The 19,604-nt window shown below is 53.4% G+C and carries 21 protein-coding genes; 6 read left to right on the plus strand and 15 right to left on the minus strand.

The window, feature by feature from the left end; all coding sequences use genetic code 11:
* Positions 1-51: 51 nt before the first annotated feature.
* On the plus strand, positions 52-228 hold the full coding sequence (locus tag GZ1_RS17865) for a DUF2759 domain-containing protein (protein WP_011231921.1): 177 nt from the start codon (positions 52-54) through the stop codon (positions 226-228).
* Positions 229-263: 35 nt separating this feature from the next.
* On the opposite strand, the gene GZ1_RS00845 is transcribed toward GZ1_RS17865, so the two are convergent.
* The 4 genes from GZ1_RS00845 to GZ1_RS00860 form a co-directional block, all read right to left on the minus strand.
* On the minus strand, positions 264-1,424 hold the full coding sequence (locus GZ1_RS00845) for a M14 family metallopeptidase (protein WP_060787693.1): 1,161 nt from the start codon (positions 1,422-1,424) through the stop codon (positions 264-266).
* 183 nt (positions 1,425-1,607) lie between these two features.
* Complete coding sequence (locus GZ1_RS00850) at positions 1,608-2,561, minus strand: ROK family glucokinase (protein WP_011231923.1); 954 nt, start codon at positions 2,559-2,561, stop codon at positions 1,608-1,610.
* 7 nt (positions 2,562-2,568) lie between these two features.
* Complete coding sequence (locus GZ1_RS00855) at positions 2,569-2,781, minus strand: YqgQ family protein (RefSeq protein WP_011231924.1); 213 nt, start codon at positions 2,779-2,781, stop codon at positions 2,569-2,571.
* Between the two features lie 95 nt (positions 2,782-2,876).
* Positions 2,877-4,340, minus strand: a complete 1,464-nt coding sequence (locus GZ1_RS00860; RefSeq protein ID WP_013144737.1) for a spore germination protein — start codon at positions 4,338-4,340, stop codon at positions 2,877-2,879.
* A gap of 125 nt (positions 4,341-4,465) precedes the next feature.
* Between GZ1_RS00860 and GZ1_RS00865 the strand changes: the two genes are divergently transcribed.
* On the plus strand, positions 4,466-5,329 hold the full coding sequence (locus tag GZ1_RS00865) for a hypothetical protein (protein WP_013144736.1): 864 nt from the start codon (positions 4,466-4,468) through the stop codon (positions 5,327-5,329).
* Positions 5,330-5,379: 50 nt separating this feature from the next.
* Here GZ1_RS00865 and GZ1_RS00870 read toward each other — a convergent pair whose 3' ends face one another.
* The 5 genes from GZ1_RS00870 to rpmG form a co-directional block, all read right to left on the minus strand.
* Positions 5,380-6,549, minus strand: a complete 1,170-nt coding sequence (locus GZ1_RS00870; RefSeq protein WP_060787694.1) for a rhomboid family intramembrane serine protease — start codon at positions 6,547-6,549, stop codon at positions 5,380-5,382.
* 165 nt (positions 6,550-6,714) lie between these two features.
* Positions 6,715-6,894: a protein YqgO gene (yqgO, locus tag GZ1_RS00875; RefSeq protein WP_060787695.1), complete on the minus strand. Its 180-nt coding sequence runs from the start codon at positions 6,892-6,894 to the stop codon at positions 6,715-6,717.
* A 75-nt stretch (positions 6,895-6,969) separates the two neighbouring features.
* Positions 6,970-7,743 carry a DUF92 domain-containing protein gene (locus tag GZ1_RS00880; RefSeq protein ID WP_015375405.1) on the minus strand — a complete coding sequence of 258 codons (774 nt, stop codon included), beginning with the start codon at positions 7,741-7,743 and terminating at the stop codon, positions 6,970-6,972.
* Positions 7,733-8,305: a 5-formyltetrahydrofolate cyclo-ligase gene (locus GZ1_RS00885; protein WP_060787696.1), complete on the minus strand. Its 573-nt coding sequence runs from the start codon at positions 8,303-8,305 to the stop codon at positions 7,733-7,735. Before GZ1_RS00885 ends, GZ1_RS00880 begins: the two co-directional genes overlap by 11 nt.
* Before the next feature lie 53 nt (positions 8,306-8,358).
* Complete coding sequence (gene rpmG / locus GZ1_RS00890; RefSeq protein ID WP_011231931.1) at positions 8,359-8,508, minus strand: 50S ribosomal protein L33; 150 nt, start codon at positions 8,506-8,508, stop codon at positions 8,359-8,361.
* A gap of 157 nt (positions 8,509-8,665) precedes the next feature.
* On the opposite strand from rpmG, the gene GZ1_RS00895 reads away from it, so the two are divergent.
* Positions 8,666-9,016, plus strand: a complete 351-nt coding sequence (locus tag GZ1_RS00895) for a hypothetical protein (RefSeq protein ID WP_033005974.1) — start codon at positions 8,666-8,668, stop codon at positions 9,014-9,016.
* Positions 9,013-9,462, plus strand: coding sequence for an endolytic transglycosylase MltG (locus GZ1_RS00900; protein WP_015375407.1), 450 nt, complete (start codon positions 9,013-9,015; stop codon positions 9,460-9,462). Before GZ1_RS00895 ends, GZ1_RS00900 begins: the two co-directional genes overlap by 4 nt.
* 144 nt (positions 9,463-9,606) lie before the next feature.
* On the opposite strand, the gene pstB is transcribed toward GZ1_RS00900, so the two are convergent.
* The 4 genes from pstB to sodA all read right to left on the minus strand — a co-directional run bounded on the left by pstB (position 9,607) and on the right by sodA (position 14,982).
* Complete coding sequence (gene pstB / locus GZ1_RS00905) at positions 9,607-10,416, minus strand: phosphate ABC transporter ATP-binding protein PstB (protein WP_122983934.1); 810 nt, start codon at positions 10,414-10,416, stop codon at positions 9,607-9,609.
* Between the two features lie 331 nt (positions 10,417-10,747).
* Positions 10,748-12,862, minus strand: coding sequence for a peptidoglycan D,D-transpeptidase FtsI family protein (locus GZ1_RS00910; protein ID WP_060787697.1), 2,115 nt, complete (start codon positions 12,860-12,862; stop codon positions 10,748-10,750).
* A gap of 70 nt (positions 12,863-12,932) precedes the next feature.
* A complete protein-coding gene (locus GZ1_RS00915) occupies positions 12,933-14,225 on the minus strand; it encodes an MFS transporter (RefSeq protein ID WP_060787698.1) in 1,293 nt (430 codons plus the stop codon).
* A 142-nt stretch (positions 14,226-14,367) separates the two neighbouring features.
* On the minus strand, positions 14,368-14,982 hold the full coding sequence (gene sodA / locus GZ1_RS00920) for a superoxide dismutase SodA (protein WP_011231937.1): 615 nt from the start codon (positions 14,980-14,982) through the stop codon (positions 14,368-14,370).
* A 202-nt stretch (positions 14,983-15,184) separates the two neighbouring features.
* Between sodA and GZ1_RS00925 the strand changes: the two genes are divergently transcribed.
* Positions 15,185-16,864 (plus strand): methyl-accepting chemotaxis protein, encoded by a 1,680-nt coding sequence (locus GZ1_RS00925; RefSeq protein WP_060787699.1) that lies wholly within the window; start codon positions 15,185-15,187, stop codon positions 16,862-16,864.
* Positions 16,865-16,958: 94 nt separating this feature from the next.
* The gene (locus tag GZ1_RS00930; protein WP_033006581.1) at positions 16,959-17,732 is read left to right on the plus strand and encodes a DUF1189 domain-containing protein; all 774 of its coding nucleotides are present in this window, start codon (positions 16,959-16,961) and stop codon (positions 17,730-17,732) included.
* A 38-nt stretch (positions 17,733-17,770) separates the two neighbouring features.
* On the opposite strand, the gene pstA is transcribed toward GZ1_RS00930, so the two are convergent.
* Together pstA and pstC are read right to left on the minus strand one after the other, a co-directional pair.
* Entirely contained in the window at positions 17,771-18,694 is a 924-nt protein-coding gene (gene pstA, locus GZ1_RS00935) for a phosphate ABC transporter permease PstA (RefSeq protein ID WP_015375412.1), read from the minus strand.
* A 1-nt stretch (position 18,695) separates the two neighbouring features.
* Entirely contained in the window at positions 18,696-19,583 is an 888-nt protein-coding gene (pstC, locus tag GZ1_RS00940; RefSeq protein WP_020278347.1) for a phosphate ABC transporter permease subunit PstC, read from the minus strand.
* Positions 19,584-19,604 lie beyond the last annotated feature (21 nt).

Below are 19,604 nucleotides of genomic sequence, written 5' to 3' on the forward strand. Positions count from 1 at the left end.
TGAAAAAGAATGGACACGTTTGTACATACTGTTTCATGAGGGGGTAAAACGATGGGTACGGTCATTATTTTTGCACTTGTAACGCTGCTTGCCCTTTATGGAATGCTCCGTACATTGCGCGAGAAAAACGTGCTCGGATTTTTGTTTGGACTTGCCACTACCGCCGTATTCGGCTGGTTTACCATTATGACCATTTTACATCACGGCATTCCAACCGGCACGCACTGAAAACGCAAGAGGCCAATCATGCCTCTTGCGTTTTTTTATGCCATTTTGAGCGCTGCTAAAAACAGGCCGAGGCTGTCGCGGTATATTCGTGCAAACTGCGAGAGCGGCAACGGATTGACACCCTCGCCGAGCTCTACGGTGTAACCGCGCCGCTTCCACGTTTGAATGAACCAATCGCGGTAGCCGGCATGGCTGTCAATGTAGCGAACAGCCTGGTAGCCGCTTGCTTCGGCCATCGCCTGAACCGTTGCCTTCGCCTCCGGCGGCTCGAACCCTTCATATCCCCAATAAATTTCCTTGCCTTGTGTATGAAACGCGACGACCATCGCAAAATCGCCTGACTCGGCGAGCGCCGCCATCGCTTTCGCTTCCGGCTCCGTAAGCGGGGCGAATCCTGGAAAATCACGCGGTGCCGGCGCTTTCGGCGGTTTGCGGGCCTGTTCTATTTCCCAGTTAGCTGGGAATTGATTGTTTAAATCAACGCCGCGGATGTTCGCTTTCCATTGCGAAAAGTCGAGCGATCCACCGTTGATGCAGACGACTTCACTCCGATGCGGCTCTTCTTCCGGCGGGCCGTTCAGCACAAGATTGACGCCGTCGGGATTGACCATCGGCACAACGGAAAGAGTCACTTTACGGTAATAATCAAGCACCCGATGGCCATTAAGCTCGTCATCGTTAACCAACGCCCTCGCGTACTCGTCGATGAGCGCCATGATCACGGCCGTCGTGATCCACTCATTCGCGTGGAATGATCCGTTCATATGCACGCGCACCGGTCCTCGGCCGATTTGCAGTTCAACGAGCGGCAAGCCGAGAACGCTATGGCCGATCGTCCGCTGGCGCACAAACGGATAGCGACAGACGAGGGCGGTGATATCCTCCATCAAAGCGGCAAAATCGTACGGACGGACGCTGCGGACGACCGGGGACGAAATCCGCTTCGGCAGCGGCGCTGTTCCGTTGATGACCGCCATCGCCCCCGGCAGCCGCCGCAGCACCTCCGTCGGCAGCGATAGGCGGTCAGCGAGCGCTTCCCACGTATCGATCGGCGCGTATCCCGGGATGGCAACGGTCTGCCCAGGGCGCAATCCCTCTTCCACATGCGGATTCGAATCGATGATCAGTTCAGTCGGCACCGAAAACCATCGTCCATATGTTTCAAACGTATCGCCGGGCCATGCTTGAAGGTGCATGCGCCGTCTCCCCTTCCCATTTCTTTACCTTAACATATGTCGGCAGACGGCAAAAAATGAGCGCCTGGCAGGCGGCAGTGCACGAATGTTCGCAAACATCTCCTTCTTTAAAGTTCGTTCCAATCTCATATCATCCAACAATAAGAAAAGGCGCCCCAACCTTTTTGGGACACCTTCCGTTGTTTACGCGCCGACAAGCTCTTTCGCCAGCCAGGCGGCGCCGATGACGCCGGCATCGTTGCCAAGCGTCGCTAAAACAAGCTTCGCCCCAGCGGCGACGCGCGGGAACGCGAAGCGGCGGAAATGGGCGGCCACGCGCTCGACAAGCATGTCACCCGCCTTGGACACGCCGCCGCCGATCACGATTTTCTCCGGGTTCGTCACATTGGCGGCATTCGCCAACGCCCAACCAAGATAGTACGTTGCTTCATCGACCACTTCCAATGCCAGCGCATCGCCCGCTTTGGCGGCGTCAAACACCGCTTTGGCCGTCACATCCCCGTTGCGAAGCTCACTCGGACGCTCATCTGCGGTCAATTTCTCCTTGGCGATCCGCACGATGCCGGTGGCGGACGCAATCGTTTCCAAACATCCGGTTTTGCCGCAGTTGCAACGGGCGCCGCCATCAGGGATCATCGTCATATGTCCGATCTCTCCGCCGGCGCCGTTTATGCCGCGCACAATGGCTCCGTTGGCAATCACACCGCCGCCAACGCCGGTGCCAAGCGTCACAAACAACAAATGGCGCGCTCCTCCCCCTGCTCCTTTCCACATTTCGCCAAGCGCGGCGAGATTGGCGTCATTATCGACCGAAACGGGCAGCCCCGTCGCCTCTTCCAGCCGTTGCTTCAATGGATAATTCGTCCACCCTATATTGACCGTCTCATACAACATGCCGGTTTCCTCTTCGACCGGTCCGGGGGCGCCGATGCCGGCGGCAAGCAGCCTCTCTTTCGCTCCGCCGAGCTGGGCGAGCGTCTTTTCAAGCGATCGGGCAATGTCAGCGACGATATGCTCACCGCGATTGGCGGTGTTCGTCGGAATTTCCCATTTGTGCACGATGTCACCCTCGGTGGTGACAAACGCCATTTTGATTGTCGTGCCCCCGAGGTCAATGCCTACCAACCATGGTTCCATTGCATCCTCATCCTTTTTTCATCCGTTTTTCCCGCTCCATTTGCGCTTCCTGCCGCAAAATAAACAAAGCGGCTTGCAGCTGTTTCGCATCGATCAGCTGGGACTGGTACAGCTCTTTCACTTCCTCTTCCATCAGCTCCAGATCAGCGAGCCGGTCGCCCACGTAAATGATCGTGCCAAACCGTTTCAACAGCTGCTGAACATCGTATACCGTCTTCATCATCATTCATGCTCCTTTTTTCCTCTTTTAATGTAGCGGCAAACGGCCGCGGCCGTCAAGACAAAAAACGCAGGCGCTAAAAATCAGCACCTGCGTCAGCGGTCAGGGTCGCGCGGGTGAAGAATCGCCGGTCGCCGGTTTTTGAGCGGCATCGGCGACCGGATGAGCACGTCGCGCATCGCTCGGTAGGAGAACGGGATGAACGGCCATAAGTACGGAACGCCAAATGACGTCATCCGCGCCAAGGCAAGAATCCAAACGGTGATGCCGATGACATAACCGTACAGGCCGAACAGGCCCGACAAAATGAGCAAGGCAATGCGGACGAGCCGGTTCGCCAAACTCATTTCATAGCTGGGCGTCGCAAACGTACCGATGGCCGTAACGGAAAAATACAAAATCACTTCATTGGAAAAGAGTCCAACTTCCACCGCGATGCCGCCGATCATAAGCGCGGCGACGAGGCCGAGCGCGGTCGCCAGCGAAGACGGTGTATGAATGGCGGCCATTCGCAGCATATCCATCCCGATTTCAATCATCAAAATTTGTGCAAACAGCGGAATGTCTCCCAATTTGGCCTTTCCCAAAAACTGGAGTGGATCCGGCAGCAGTTCCGGCTCGATCATGAGCAAATACCAAAGCGGCAGCAAAAACACCGACGCCCAAACGGCCAGAAAGCGGACAAGCCGCAAATACGCCCCGACGATCGGCTTATTCCGGTACTCTTCAGCGTGCTGCAAATGATGCCAAAACGTTGCCGGGGTAATAATGACACTTGGCGATCCATCGACGATCACAAGCACATGGCCTTCATACAAATGGGCCGCTGCCGTATCAGGGCGTTCCGTATAGCGGACAACCGGGTACGGATTCCAATGCCGTCCGGAAATAAACTCTTCCACCGTTTTCTCAGCCATAACCAGCCCGTCTGTGTCAATGGCGGTAATCGATTCCCGAACGCGGCGAACGAGTTCTGGGTCGGCTATTTCCTCGATATAGCAAATGCAAATATCGGTCTTCGAGCGCCGCGCCACCTGCACGTACTCCATGCGCAAGGAAGGGTCGCGGACGCGGCGGCGGATGAGCGCGGTGTTAAAGACGATCGTCTCGACAAAACCGTCGCGCGCCCCGCGTACGACCCGTTCCGTATCCGGCTCTTGCGGCCCGCGCACCGGATACGTGCGAGCGTCAATCAAAATGATCCGCCTAACGCCGTCAACGACTAATGCCGTCGGCCCAGCAAGCACCATCGCGACCGCTTCTTCCAAGTCGTCTGTCTGTCCGATCTCGACGTACGGAAGATATTTTTTCAGGAGCTTCTCAAGCGGGTGAACGTCCAGTTCGTGTTCCTCAAGCCGGGACAAATATCTCATCAAATAATGCAAAATATCGTCTTTGACAAATCCGTCAATCATAAACAACGCCATTGCCCGGCCGCCATATTCGACGTCAAGGCGAATGACATCGAAGCTCTTGCCGACTCCAAGCCGTTCGGCTAAATAGGATGCATTGTCATGAAGGCGACGGGACGCCGGGCGTTTGGGCATCTGTTTCTCCATCGTCATCCCCCTGCATCGTTTGCACTGTATACTTCTCATCATAGACAAGCATGAGGAAATTCATACATAAATGTTCCTTGCAATGCATATATTGGTGAAAACCTTGTCCAATCCGGGAGGATGTCATGAAACGATGGATGATCCCCTTCATGGCGCTTGCTTTTTTCCTTGCCGCCGCGCTCGCCTCGCTGTGGGAGCACGATCAGACCGCTGAAACGATCAAGTTTTTCCCGCTTGATCGCGAAGCGGCGTTCATCGAAGCGAAAACATCGCTTGCGCTTGAGGGCGACAATGAACCCGGACGCTACGCGCTCCGCTGGTCAGCCGCTTCCATTTTAAACCGCCGCGCCTATTTGCGTCAGGACATCTCGCTGTTGTTTGCCGATGGCCGCTTGGCCGATGTGCTGTCGAAATGGAAAACGAACACGGACGCGATCGACATGGAAAAGACGGTCCGGATGCGGGACAGCCGCTTTTTTCAAGCTGTCTCGTTCCATCACGGCGAGCTGCATACAAGAGAGAACATCACAAGCAGCCAAACGATGTCAAGCAGCTATTTGTACGTCATTGACTCACCGTACCATCCGCGCGCATCGTTCCGGCGGCCAAGAACAGATGACGAGCGCGAATGGCAGCGCGTCTTGAACAAAGCCACGAATGAATTTCTTCGTCATAAAGCGGACGAGCTGATCACCCACTTTTCTTTGTCAAAGAAAGATTATTACGCCCTTTATTTGCCGGAGCTCGTCGCCTACACGGAACAACCGTTGCCGGGGTTGTCAACGGCAAAAACGCAAACCGTCATCGGCCGTCTTTGGGAAGGATTGTACAAGTCGTACATCCTTGGCATAAAAAAAGAGGATGGATCCATCCTCTCGCCAATCGGCAGCACGATGCCGCTCATTCTCATTCGCAAAGATTACAGCAGGCTCTTCGTTCTCATTGAAGCGAAAAACGGGGAAAAAGTGATGCTCGTGCAACTTCTTTAACACATTTCGAAAAGAGGCCTCCCACTTCAAACAAAGCGAAGTGGGGGCGTTTACCGAAATCCGATCCATAAGCCAGCGGCGACAAGCAGCGCCGACACCGCCAACGCTCCCGCCTGCCGCCCTAAAGCGGTGTGTTTTGGCAAATGAACGACGCCAGCCGCCAAAAAACCGCCAACCAGTCCGCCGATATGGCCGGCGTTGTCGATGCCGGGAACAAGCAGGCCAAACAACAGGTTGACGATGATTAAACTGATGACGTTCATTCCCATCGTTCGAAAAAATAAATGCCGGTAGACAGTGCCGAAGTAAAGAAGAGCCCCGAACAGCCCGAAAATGGCTCCCGACGCCCCGGCCGATAATGATGGTGTAAACAAAAAACTCGCCAGCGCTCCGAAAAATCCAGCCGTTACGTAAATGAACAAAAAGCGAAGCGAGCCGTACAGCCGCTCAACCGTGATCCCTAAATAATACAAGGCAAGCGTGTTGGTCAGCAGATGCAAAAAACCAATATGCAAAAACATCGGCGTCAACAGCCGCCACCATTCTCCCGCCTCAATGAGCGGATTGAATTTGGCGCCGTAGTGGATCAACACATCCGGATTCGTGCTCCCGCCGCTCCATTCGAGAACCAAAAACATCGCAACCTGCACGACGATGAACAGCCGGGTGAACATCGGCTTGCCATACTCAAAAATGCGCCGTTCCTCCTCACGGCGGCGCCGCCATTCGCGGACCACCTCGCGCTTTAAGCGCTCGGCGGCAGCAAACGGATCGGACGTTTCCACAGGCGGCTCAAAACGGAGCGCAACACCCGTCATCTCCGCAAGCCGCGGCAGCACGTCCCCCATATTGCCGCTGTGAAGGAGGAGCGTATGAAGCACGCCATCGGACGCTCCAGAGAGCGGCAACGGCTCGGCGACAAGAAATTCCCAATCGTCAACCGGCGGATACGCCATCACATAAACATTGATGACCCGGCCCGCTTTGCTGAAATTCCATCCCCTCATTTGCTGAACGAATTTCCATGTATATTCCATATCAAGGCGCAACGATCGGCTCCAATCAAAATCAGCGCGCACGAGGCGGATGAGTGTTGGGCGACGCCAATGGTTTGATTCCAGCCATACTTCATCGGCCTGCTCAGACATCCGTACGATGCGGTAGCCGCCGCGAGACAAACGCTGAACAAGCTGCCAAAACAGTACATCCATCGTTCCCATCACGTTCTCCTCTCCCTTTCCCTGGCGAGGCCAAGTCCGACAAACAGCAACAAAGCCAACTCATCGACCGTCCGGCAAACCGGAGCGAATGGGCCGGCGGGCGCCGGCCGCCGCGGCCGGTTTTTTCATAACCGACTTCTTCAAAAATGATTCACCGCTATTGCATCATGGACGCAACATTTGCGAAACAAGGGCGTTGCGCACAGGAGGAATGTGGAGCGCAAATCGGACAAGTTGCTTTCGCAACGGCGGAACGCGCAATGCGAAGGCGGCCATTCGGTAGCGATAGCGGTAAGCAAGATATAAAGCGGCAACGACAAGCAGCGAGTACGACCATTTATTCATCGTTGTTCCTCCTATCATATGACATGCTCGTTATTCTTTTTCCCTTTTTCTCTCCAAATATGAAGCGGGGCGCGCCTAACGCGCCAGCACGAAGGCGGCCAGCACCGCAAAGATGACGGAAAGAACGTTCACCGCATCATTGTCAAGCCACCGCCAGCCTTTCATATGAATGGTCGCCTGCCCGCAATGCCGTTTCCGCTCAGTCGTCGCCCCGCATGCCGGACAGCGGTAAGCCGCTTGCCAAGCCGCGCCAAGCCACGTATCAAACCAGCTGCCGAGCCAACCGAAAAAGGCAAGAGTAAAAACGGGTCGGACGTCGAGAAAAAACACGCCAACAGCCGCAATAAACAGTGCGCCGGCAAACGAAGCAGCCGTGCCAAGGAGCGTCACAGCCCCTGAGGTGCCGGCTTCCACCGGCCGAAAACTCGGCCAAACCCGAGGCGGCCACGGGCTTAAAGAACCGATTTCAGACGCCCACGTATCAGCGTTCGCTGCAGCGACGGCGACAACAAACAGATCATCCCAAATCGGGTCGGGACGGACAGCGGCCAATAGCGCCAACACGGCCGGCACCCCGCCATTGGCCAGCACTTGGATGGCATCGCGCCGCCCGCCTTTCGCCAATTTTTCAGACAGTTTTGCCTTGCGTTGCTTTCCGATGTGGCTAAAGAAGCTGGAGCTGACAAAAAAGCAGCCTAACACCCATATTCCGCCCCATGAAAAGCCGCATCCAACCGCTGCGCCGATGACAACGGCTGCCGCCGCTCCTGATATGGACAACGAGCGCAACAGCCATCCTCCGCCGGCGGCGAGGGCAGAGACCGCGATATACCACCATTCATCGCTCACAGTGAAGAACTCCTTGATCCGTAATAATGAATTTCACCGGCACATCATGCTCCTCGGCCGGAATGTCGTCCATCACTTGAAAGGAGTAAGCCAGCGCTGCCGTCACCGCCGAAGCTCCCGGCAAATATCGGTCGTAATACCCGCCGCCATAGCCGATCCGGTAGCCGGTTTTGGCAAAACAGACCCCCGGGACAATGATGAGATCAAACTCATCGCGGTCGATCGGCGTTGTTTGTTTTTCAATCGGCTCAAACAATCCGGCGTACGCTTTTTCGAGCTGGGAAAACGACTCAAGCCGCCGAAAGGACATCGTTTTTGCCCTTGGATCGCATTTCGGGACGCCGATCGTTTTTCCTTCCCGCCACGCCTGTTCCATGATCGGCAAGGTGTTGACTTCCGTCTCTCTCGACACCGTCATGGCGATCGTCCGCGCCGTTTGCCATAATGGCCACCGGTATAAATGAGCGGCGATTTGCCGATCGTACATCTCTTTTTCTGCCGCTTTAAGCTGCCGAAGCTGATTCAACATGCGCTGGCGCCATTCCTGTTTGCCGTCCATCATCTTCCCCTTCCTCCCATAAAGATAAAAAGCAGCAGGAATCATCTTCCCACTGCTTACTTCGTTTCGCGGTGCAACGTGACTTTGCGATCGCGCGGGCAATATTTTTTCAATTCCAAACGCTCTGGGTTGTTGCGTTTATTTTTCGATGTAATATAGTTGCGTTCGCCGCATTCTGTGCATGCCAATGTAATGTTCACGCGCATCTTTTTTCCCTCCAAACGAGCTTTATACTTTATATAATCAGACCTTTCTATGATACCATTTTTCTTCGGCGATTTCCACCTCTAAATTTCATCTTTGTTCAATAAGAGCGCCACAAGCAGAGAATGGTATGGTATAGTGAAAAGGGGAGGGATGCATGTGGTGGAATACGCAATCATCGCTTTGGCAGCTCTAGCCATTATTCTCCTTGTTCTTTCCTTTTTTGCGAAAGATGAACTGAAACCGCTCGAAGAACAAATCGATCATTTGACCGTTTCCCTGGCGCAAGAAACGTACCAGATCAAAAAGCGGCTGCAAGTCATCGAGGAGGAGCTCCTCATTCCGGAGCGGCAACGGTCCGCTTCGCCGCGGCTTGGCGGATCATTGTCGCCGGCCGATCGGCGCATCTTGTTTTTGCATAAACAAGGATTCCCGCTCGAAGACATCGCCCATGAGACGGGGCTGACCGTTGCGGAAGTCGAGCGGGCGGTAAGGAGGTTGCGCCGATGAACAAGCGATCCATGCGTTCGTTTGCCCTCGGGCTGCTTGCATCGACAGCACTGATCGGCGCCTCGTATTACGCTTCACCCCCGGCTGCACCGACGGAAGCGGAAATCAAGACGTTCCTCAAACAGCATGGGCTTGTCGCCGTGGCGAAAGAGGAATACGACAGGCTCCGCAGCGCTCAGCCGAACGCCGCTCCGAAAGCGGCGTCCAAGCAGATGTCCGAACCATCAGGGCAAACCGTTTACGTCTATCGACTCGTTATTCAAAAAGGAGATACGCCAGAGACATTTGCCCGCGAACTTGAAGAGGCTGGCATCGTTCAAAGCGCCCGCGCCTTCAACGACTACTTGGAACAACATGGGCTGACGCGCTCCATCCGCCCCGGCGTCTACAACGTGCGGAGCGATATGGACTACGCAGCCATCGGCCGTTTGATTGCCGAACCATAACGAAAGAAGGTGTCCCTCCCAAAGGACCGGGACACCTTTTCTTAAGGCTGTGTCTGCGCATCAAACAGCGTTTTTTGAAAGAAACACATCTTTTTTGAAACGAACTTTTTGTCCGTCATGCCTGACGCCCTCCGGCCGCTTTTATCATCCGAACCGCCCGGCGATATAATCCGCCGTCCGCTGATCAGCTGGACGAGAAAACAACGTTTTTGTCTCGCCGTACTCAATCACTTCTCCGTTTAAGAAAAACGCTGTCCGATCGGAAATGCGAGCCGCCTGCTGCATATTATGCGTGACAATGATGATGCTGTATTTTGTTTTCAGCTCGCCCATCAACTCCTCGACCTTCGCTGTCGAAATCGGATCGAGCGCTGATGTCGGTTCATCCATTAAAATGACATCCGGCTCGACGGCCAAACAGCGGGCGATGCACAGCCGCTGCTGTTGGCCGCCCGATAAACCGAGGGCATTTTCATGAAGCCGATCTTTGACTTCCTCCCAAAGCGCAGCTTGGCGCAAGCTTTTTTCGACGATCTCATCGAGCAGCCGCCGGTCGCGGATCCCGTGAATGCGCGGCCCATAGGCGACGTTGTCATAAATCGACTTTGGAAACGGGTTGGGCTTTTGAAACACCATGCCCACTTGCGTCCGCAGCTGTTCAACAGGGTATGACGTGTCAAAAATGCGGCGGCCGCGATACAAAATCTCCCCTTCGAGCCGGACGTTTGGAATGAGCTCGATCATTCGATTGAGCGTTTTGATATAGGTTGACTTGCCGCATCCTGACGGGCCGATAATCGCCGTAATCTCGCGTTCATAAAAAGACAGGTGAATATGTTTTAACGCATGATGCTCTCCATACCATACGTTCAGTCCATTCGTTTCGTAAACGACCTCTTTTTTCACCAACTGGGCCGAAGGAATGTCCTCTTTTCGGCGCTCCACCACCGCCATCGTCCTCATCGGCGTGACTCCTTTCATTTCCTTCCGCCCTCACTGGCAGCGGAAGATCGAGTTTTTCCTATCATGAGCATACAAAACGATCGTTAACGCTGTGTGGACGGTATGTAAAGTTTTTGTAAACAAACATCATTTTTTTGGCTCTTCACCACAACATGCACTTGACAAGCAATACGGTTTCCGGCACAAAGATATGCAAAACGTGCTGATTTTCCCTCCCAAGCGTAAATAGGGTATGTTCAGAAAAAATCAAGTACAACTTTTGGTGAAGATCCATTTTTTTGCAAGCGCAAAAAAAGAGGCGCCTGGCTAGGCGCCTTTCATGTCAGCGCGCATCGGCGGCCTCCGCACCGCCTTGCGCATCGAAGCTGCTCCCGCCTCCGGCCGCCCGCTTCGCTTTCAATTCAAAATAGGCGTCCAAAATGCGGCGGCCGATCCGGTCATTAATCCCGTCGCTCTCCCCTTGCGTCGCCCACGGGACGACAACGGCGAACGACACTTCTGGATCGTTGTACGGCGCATAGCCAACAAGCGTCAAGTTGTACGTTGGATCATTCCGTCGGCTTTGGATCGGTCCATCGTAAAACGCCTCTGCCGTCCCCGTTTTGCCGGCCGGCTTGTACGAAGCACTCGCAAAGTACGAATACGCCGTTCCGCCCGGCTCTTGCATCACACGGCGGAATCCTTCTTGCACCCGCTTGATGTATTCCGTCTTCATATCAATCCGGTTTAGCACAACCGGTTCAAACCGTTTCATGATTCGGCCAAGTTTTTTTCCGTCAGCCGACGGCTCACGAATTTCTTTGACAAGCTGCGGCTTCATTCGATAGCCGCCGTTGGCGATCGTCGAGACGTATTGCGCCAGCTGCATCGGCGTATACATATCGTACTGGCCGATGGCTAAGTCAAGCAAAAATCCGCCGCGCGTGCTTTGTCCTTGGAAGCCGCTAAGTTCGTTCGGCAAATCGATGCCCGTTTTCACGCCAAGGCCGAATTGGCTGAAATAGTGGCGAATCGTCGTAAATGCCTCTGGATTGATGCGAAGCGGCGCGTGCGGACGATACACACCGCCCCCGATGGCGATCGCTGTTTTGAACATATAGACGTTCGATGACTGCTTGAGCGCCGTCAGCTCGTTGATCGTCCCCATCGTCTTCCATGATTTTTTTACCGGGGTTCCTTTAATATACAGCGGCTCATCCTTGATATACGTATTCGGATGAAGCACCCCGGTTTGAAAGCCGGTGAGAACGGTCGCCCCTTTCACCGCCGATCCCATCGCATAGGCGGACGTGATGTTGCCGATGGCAAAGTCGACAAATTTGCCGTCTTGAAGAAGCTTGCCGGCCATCGCCAACACTTCGCCCGTCTTCGGGTTCATCATGACGACAAACGCCCGGTCCAAGAGCGGCGATCGGCCTTTGCGCTTCGTCGCCAGAATCTCTTGTTGAATGATTTGCTCAACCTTTTGCTGGAGCTCGGCATCAATGGTTAACACGAGGTCTTTGCCGCGCTCGCCTGGATACACTTGCTCAACCGAGATGACATTGCCCGATTTGTCAACAACGTTTTTCACTTTTGCCTTTTTGCCGTGCAGCACTTCTTCATACTGCATCTCCAAATAGCTTTTGCCGACGCGGTCGTTGCGGCTGTAGTCGCGGGCTAAAAAGTAATCGAGCCGTTCACGCGGGACGCCTTCATCTTCTTCCGTCACACTGCCGAGCACAGAGCGGAATGTATTGTCATAGACGTATTTCCGGTCCCAATCCACCGTCGTATTGACGCCGGGCAGCTCGCTCAAATGCTCGCTGACGACCGCATATTCGCGGTCGGTCACTCCTTTGCTTTTGACCGTTTGCGGCGTCAAGGCGTAGCCGCTCTCCATCTCATGTTTAATGGCGATCACTTCAAGCTCCGACTTCGAAATTTGCGCCAAATCTTGCTTGGTGATGCGGTCAAGCGTCCATTCGTACACCTTTTTGTCGATCTCTTTTTGTGTCAGCCCTTGGTCAGCGAGCTTTTTCCGTTCTTGTTCGCTCACTTTCTTTTTGGCTTCTTCCGGATGGGTCAAAATCCAATAATCTTTCATATCGCGCTCAGTTACTTTTTTCTCAGCATCGGGAATGTCGATGTATTGGGCAAGTTTCCTTGCTATGTCCAATATTTCTTCCGGCTGTGTCGTTTTGGAGCGCGTGTACGTAATCGCCTTTTGCGGCGTATTGTCGACGATCACGCGGCCGAATCGATCGTAAATTTTGCCGCGCGGCACCGGCGTGCTGACGATTTCATCCTGCGTTCGCTCCACTTCGCGCCGATAATCTTCACCGTAGACGATCTGCACGACGCCAAGGCGCAAAATCAGCGCTGAAAACAACAAAAAAACAAAGAAAAACAAAATGTTTAACCGAATCGGCACTTGCGCCCGCTTTTTCCGTTTCATCCCCCGGTCCTCCTTTCCCCCCCTATTGTAAAAGAAAAAGGCGGGCATGGCTAGGGAAAAACTTGGCCCCTCACACCGGCGAACGGCCTCGTTCGCCGGCCAGCTTCGGCCGAAGCAAAAGCCGCTCGCGCCGGCCGTGCTCCGGATGGCCATCGGTGAAACGAATGCGGCGGACAAACCAATAAATCACCAAATGCCCGGCTCCGCACACAAACATCAACACGCGGATGCCAGCTTCTTCGCCAAAGAGCGCCACAGCCGTCAAAAAGGCGAAAATCGACGCCACCCGTCCGGCGTTTAAAAACAATTCGCGGACAACGATGTATTCGACGCGCGCCTCGGCCGATTTCCAGCTCTTTCCGATGACGTCAAACGTCAAGGAGGAATACGGAACAAGCAGCAATGGATACGCAATGGCGATCGTGATGGCATAAAGAATGAGGCGCGGATAGGTTGGATGGAAGACGATCAAAAAAATCGCTCCGTATAGCAACGCTCCTCCCAGCAAAATCGCTTTCATCCGATATTCATGCTTGATCAGCCGGGAGACGGCATAATAGGCGACAAACGATGTAAACGAGTTGACAAGCCCGAATTTGCCGAGCGCCCATTCACTTCCAGAAGTGACATACACAAGCACGGAAATGATAAACACAAACGTGCCTTCGCGCAATCCTTGAAAAAAGTGGGCATTCGTAATGAGCCGCCAGTTCCGGTTTTCATTCCGCTCCTTTAAAATGCGGACGAACAAATATTTCCCCGCGGCCGCGCGGCGCTTCAAGAAAAAGCTGAGCAGCACAGCGACAAGAAACAAGCCGAGCGACAGCGAGAAAACGAACGTATACCCTTTCGCTCCATGAAGCGATGAGATGATATAACCGGCGGCAATCGGCCCGATCATGCCGGCTGATGAGGTCAACACCCCGAAAAAACCGTTAAAAAAGTCGCGCGTCTCCGGTTCGGTAATTTCAAATGTCAACACGTTAAATGCCAGCCAATAAAAACCATAGCCGACGCCGAGCAGCGCGCCGAGAAAAAGCAAATATTGATGAGCGCGAGAGCCGACCAATAAAACGGTGACAAAAAAAACGGCTAAACACGACACGCCAAGCCGCAAAACGAGGATGCGGTCAATTTGTTTCGCCAGCCGTCCGGCGAAAATAAACGTCAGCGGCTGCATCGTGACGACCGCCAAATTGTATAGCGCCAAGTCGCGGAAATCGCCGGTCTGTTTCCATAAATAAATGTTGACAAACGTGTTTGAGAGGGAAACACCGAGCGTGTAAAACCCGCCGATGCAAAGCAAAAGCAACAGGTCACGGTTCACTTGTTCTTGGCCGGTTAGTTTTTGGAAAAATGCCATTGCAAACTCCCCTTTTCATCTATCCGGTAGTGTGGCCATTTCCGCAGCCTCTATGCACCCGGCGCGAAGAAAACCGCTTCCTTTGCCTACACCCTCCGTCGCGAAAAAAAGCGGGGCGTTTTGTTTCGCCCCGCTTTGTTGATTACTTCGCTTTCGCTTCGCTGTACCGTTTCGCCACTTCGTCCCAGTTGACAATGTTCCAGAATGCGGCAATGTATTCCGGACGGCGGTTTTGGTATTTCAAGTAGTACGCATGCTCCCAAACGTCCAAGCCGAGAATCGGCGTTTTGCCTTCCATGATCGGCGAGTCTTGGTTCGGCGTGCTCGTAATTTCCAGCTCGCCGTTGTTCACGACAAGCCATGCCCAGCCAGAACCGAAACGGCCGGCCGCTGCTTTCGAAAACTCGTCTTTAAACGCGGTGAAGCTGCCGAATTTTTTGTTGATCGCCTCAGCCAGCTCACCCGTCGGCTCACCGCCGCCATTTGGCGACAAAATCGTCCAGAAAAGCGAGTGGTTTGCATGACCGCCGCCGTTGTTGCGCACCGCCGTGCGAATGCTTTCCGGAAGGGCTTCCAAATTGCTGAGCAATTCTTCGAGCGATTTGTTTTGCAAATCCGGATGCCCTTCAAGCGCCGCATTCAAATTTGTCACGTATGTGTTATGGTGCTTCGTGTGGTGAATGTTCATCGTTTCTTTGTCGATGTGCGGCTCAAGCGCATCATACGGATACGGCAATGCTGGCAATTCAAATGGCATACCGATCTCCTCCTTTTTGATTTATGTACACGAACGCCAAAGCGTTCGCTTGAGATTAGCTTACCAAAGTTGGCACAATGTTTCAATCGATTTGCTTGTCCTCGCTTTTTGTTTACATATTTTCAACACACCGTTGACCGTTTCTTCATAATGACAAGCTATAGTATAAGGTAGCTTCCAGTTAAGGGGGAACTCAGCGAAAATGGAAACAAAGCGATCACGTTCTTTATGGAACGCCTTTCGACTTGAGACAATTGTCATGATGGCCATGGTGCTCACAACGACGTTGTCGGCCCTTGTCATCACCTCAATCGGCTATATTCAAGGGCGCCATTCAGCGATTCAGTCGATCCAACAACAGTTGCAGCTATCAAGCGAAACGATGGTTGAAAAAATTTCTATTTTAAAAGCGACAACGACCAATGAAGCATTTTCTCAAAAACTGAATTATTCATTGACGCTAAATGAACGGAAATTCCACGCCTTACACCTTCATCCGGTGCAATTGATTGTAACGAAAACGGGAAAGGCGGTGGCAAAACGGCCATCCTCGCCCAATCAAACGCTGCCCGAACAGGTCGTGCGCGATATATTGAAAAAGAAGCAAGGTGTTTTGCATACAGACCAATGGCTGGCTGCATTTTCTAGTTCAAGTGATTTGCAAGGAGCGGTCTACATTATTGCCATTCCAAAAAAGGATTATTTGTGGCCGCTTTTGAAACAACAAGCAGCAAACTTAGCAGGGTCTGTTTCGGCCATTTTGATCGTATGCCTCGCCGGATGGGGGATCATTCGCCGCACCACCCGCCCCATTGCTTGGCTCCAGCAAGCCATGGAACGGCTTGGATCTGGCGATTGGCGGTCGCGCATCGAATTGCATGCAGCGACAAAAGATATTCTCGCCCTCACCGATGGGTTCCATCAGATGTCCAGCAATTTGGCCGTTCTTATCGAACATATGCGCTTCAGCTCTGAACAAATCGCAGCGGCTACCAACATTTTAAACCAAACATCCTCTGAGACAACAGCGGCTTCTGAACAAATCGCAGCGGCGGTGGCAGACACGGCGTACGGGGCAGAGCAACAAGCGCGCAAATCGGCTGACATCGCCTCTTTTTTTCAACAACTGGCGGATGAAATGGAACAAATGTCCTTTCGAATGGAGGAAGCCCGTCGTTCCACAGAACAAGCCCATTCCCAAGCGGAAAGCGGCAACCGGCTTGTTCAACGGGCAAGCAGCGACATGGCTTACCTGCAACAATCCATTGCGAAAACGATGTACACAATCGATGCATTGAAAGACCATTCGCGCCATATTGCCAGCATTCTGTCACTAATCGGAAACATCGCTGAGCAAACGAACTTGCTCGCCCTAAACGCTGCCATTGAAGCAGCCAAAGCAGGGGAGCATGGCCTAGGGTTCTCCGTTGTGGCGAAAGAAATCCGGGCGCTGTCGGCGCAAACAGGACAAGCGTTGGCACAAATTCAATCCATTGTCCAAGATGTGCAAAGCCAAATCGAGGCCGCGGTTCAATCGATGAAAGAAAGCGCAAAACAACTCGATGAAACGAAAAAAACGTTCACGGAAAGCCAACAAGCCTTTGAAGAAATCACCACCATGGTGTCGCATTCATCCGCACATACGCTGCAAATTTCAGAACAATTCGCCGCCATCGAGCGGCAAATCAGCGAAATGCGTGAACATATCGCAGAGATTGCCACCGTCGCCCAACAGATTGCTTCGTCGATGGAGCAAATTTCGAGTTTTACCGACGACCAGCACAATGCCATGGCTGCCATTCGTTCCGAAGCCGATGCACTAAATGAACGGGTGTTGCAATGGCGCGCCTTGCTTGAAACCTTTCATTTGCCTTCTGACTAAAGCGGGAAGATGCCCGCTTTTTCTTTGTCTCAAGTTGAATTCTTCCTCTTTCCCGGCTACAATGGAAAAGGAGACAAAGAAAGGTGTGTCTGCGATGAACGTATTCGTCCAACTGTGGAAAAGCTTATATTCTCCAAAAGACATCGCCCGCTTTCGATTTCAGGGAATTGGGAAAACGATCGGTTATTTGTTTTTGCTGACGTTGCTGTCCATTCTTCCGACGTTTTACTATGTCTCCTCGTCGCTTATGGAAGGCATCCGCACAACGAGCGCCTTATTGAATAACGAGTTGCCGCCGTTTTCGATTGAAAACGGCGAACTTCACTCGGAGGCGGCCACGCCGATTCATATTGATCAAGGCGGATTTACGATCATTTTTGACAGCACCGGCAAAGTGACGAGTGAGAACGTCGAGCAGTTTCCGAACGCCATCGCGCTCTTGAAGCATGAGGCCGTGCTCGTCGCCGGCCATCAGGCGCAGCATTACAGCTATGCCACGTTTCCGGATGTGACCATTACCGACGAAGACGTTCGCGCGTTCATCGCCGGTCTTCAGTCGCTTCTCCCTGTCCTCATCCCGCTTTTTGGGCTCGTTTTATACGTGCTCGCCTGCGCCGGGAAATTCATCAGCGTGTGCATCTTTGCCTTTTTCGGCCTGATTCTTGCCGGCGTGCTCGACAAAACGCTGCGCTACCGCCATACATGGGTGATGTCGGCTTACGCCATTACGCTGTCGACCGTCTTTTTCACCGTGATGGAAACGGTGCAAGCGGTCGTGCCCTACGGCGCGTTGATCCATTGGTTCGTTTCGCTTGTCGTTCTCTTTTTGGCAGTCAAGGAAGTGCCATCAGCCAAACGGGAAATATAAAAAAGCTGCCTGTTGATGCAGGACAGCTTTTTTTGTGCTTACGCTGCTTTGCTTCTTTCTCCTCGTCCTCGACGCGCGCGCCGCCCCCCGGAGAAATGCCGCGCAAGCAAGGAAGAAGCGAGCCGTGCGGCCAAATTGAATAAAAGAACGGCCACCATCAATACAGCCGCCGATTTGGCCGCGATCAGCTTTGCGTCTGGGACAATGCCTTCCGAATTCAATTTCCAAATATGCACCGTCAGCGTTTCGGCCGGCCGGAACACGTTCAGCGGGTTGGCCTGGCTTGACCAATCCGCATCCCAACGAAGCATCGGAGTCGTCAGCCCAGCGGTATAAATGAAAACAGCCGCTTCGCCGAAAATGCGCCCAGCCGATAAAATGACGCCGGTGACAATTTGCGGGATGGCGGCCGGAAGCACCGCTTTGACCAACGTCTGCCAGCGCGTCGCTCCAAGGGCAAGACTCCCCTCTTTAATGTTGGCTGGAACATCCAAAATCGCCGTTTCGCAAATGCGCGTCAATCCAGGCAAATTGATGATCGTGACGGCTAACGCTCCGCCGAGCAGCGTATAGCCCCAACCCGTCAAGGTGACAAACGCCAACAATCCAAACAACCCGACGACAATCGACGGCAATGATGCCATCGTTTCCAAGCAAAGGCGAATGAACCCGACGATCCGCCCTTGTTTGGCGTATTCAGCCAAATAAATTCCAGCTCCCAACGAAAGCGGAACCGACAAAAGCAATGTCACAACCAACATATAAAATGAATTGATGAGCTGCGGACCAATGCCGCCGCCCGCTTGCGTATTGCTCGGCCGTCCGAACAGAAACTCAGGTTGCCAAAACCCCGCTCCTTTCGACAACACAACGGCAAAAAAGAACATGAGCAACCCGATGACTGCAGCAGCCACCGCATAGAAAATGCCTGTCCAAACTTTATCGATCATTCGCGCTGTCATCTTATCGCTCCTTTCTCGGGCCGACCAAACGGATCACGGCAATGAAGAAAAACGAGATCAAGAGCAAAATGAGCGCCAATGTCCATAACGCGTTGTTCCATGGTGTTCCGTTGATCGTATTTGCCATATCCATCGTCAATACACTTGTTAACGTCGCCGTCGGGCTGTCAAGGCCTGAAGGCAGCTTAATCGTATTGCCGATCACCATCTGCACAGCAAGCGCCTCGCCAAACGCCCGCGCCAAGCCGAGAACGACGCCGGTGGCAATCCCGGCTTTCGCCGCCGGAACGATGACGCGGGAAATCGCCTGCCAACGCGTAGAGCCAAGCCCGTATGATGCTTCCATATACGTCATCGGGACATTGGCCAAGGCGTCGGCCGCAATGCTGGTGATGGTCGGCAAAATCATCATACTAAGGACGATGATCCCCGCCAACAGACTAAAGCCGGAGCCTCCGAACCATTCGCGCAAGAGCGGAACGAGAATCGTCACCCCAAGCCAGCCATACACCACCGACGGAATGCCGACAAGCAGCTCCAGCACCGGCTTCAGCAACGAAACGAACCATTTGGGAGCGATAAAGTTCATGAAAATCGCCAACGCCAACGCGATCGGCGCACTGATCAACAAAGCGCCAAGCGAGACGAGCATCGAGCCAACAATAAAAATGAGCGCCCCATACTTCGGCGGCGTGCCGTTTGGATCCCATTGCATCGAAAGCAACATGTCGGAAAGCGAAAGACCGCTGTCCGTAAAGGACTGAATTCCCTTTACCGCCAAAAAGATGATCATCGTCACCGTAATCAGAACGATCAGCCAGCCGCAGATGACCGCAAACGTGCGGCCGATGTACTCTTCAAGCCAGCGATTCCGCCGTTTCGTATGCATTTGTTGCATGGCTTCATCCCT

This window comes from Geobacillus zalihae NBRC 101842 (assembly GCF_001544135.1).
Taxonomy (GTDB): Bacteria; Bacillota; Bacilli; order Bacillales; family Anoxybacillaceae; genus Geobacillus; species Geobacillus zalihae.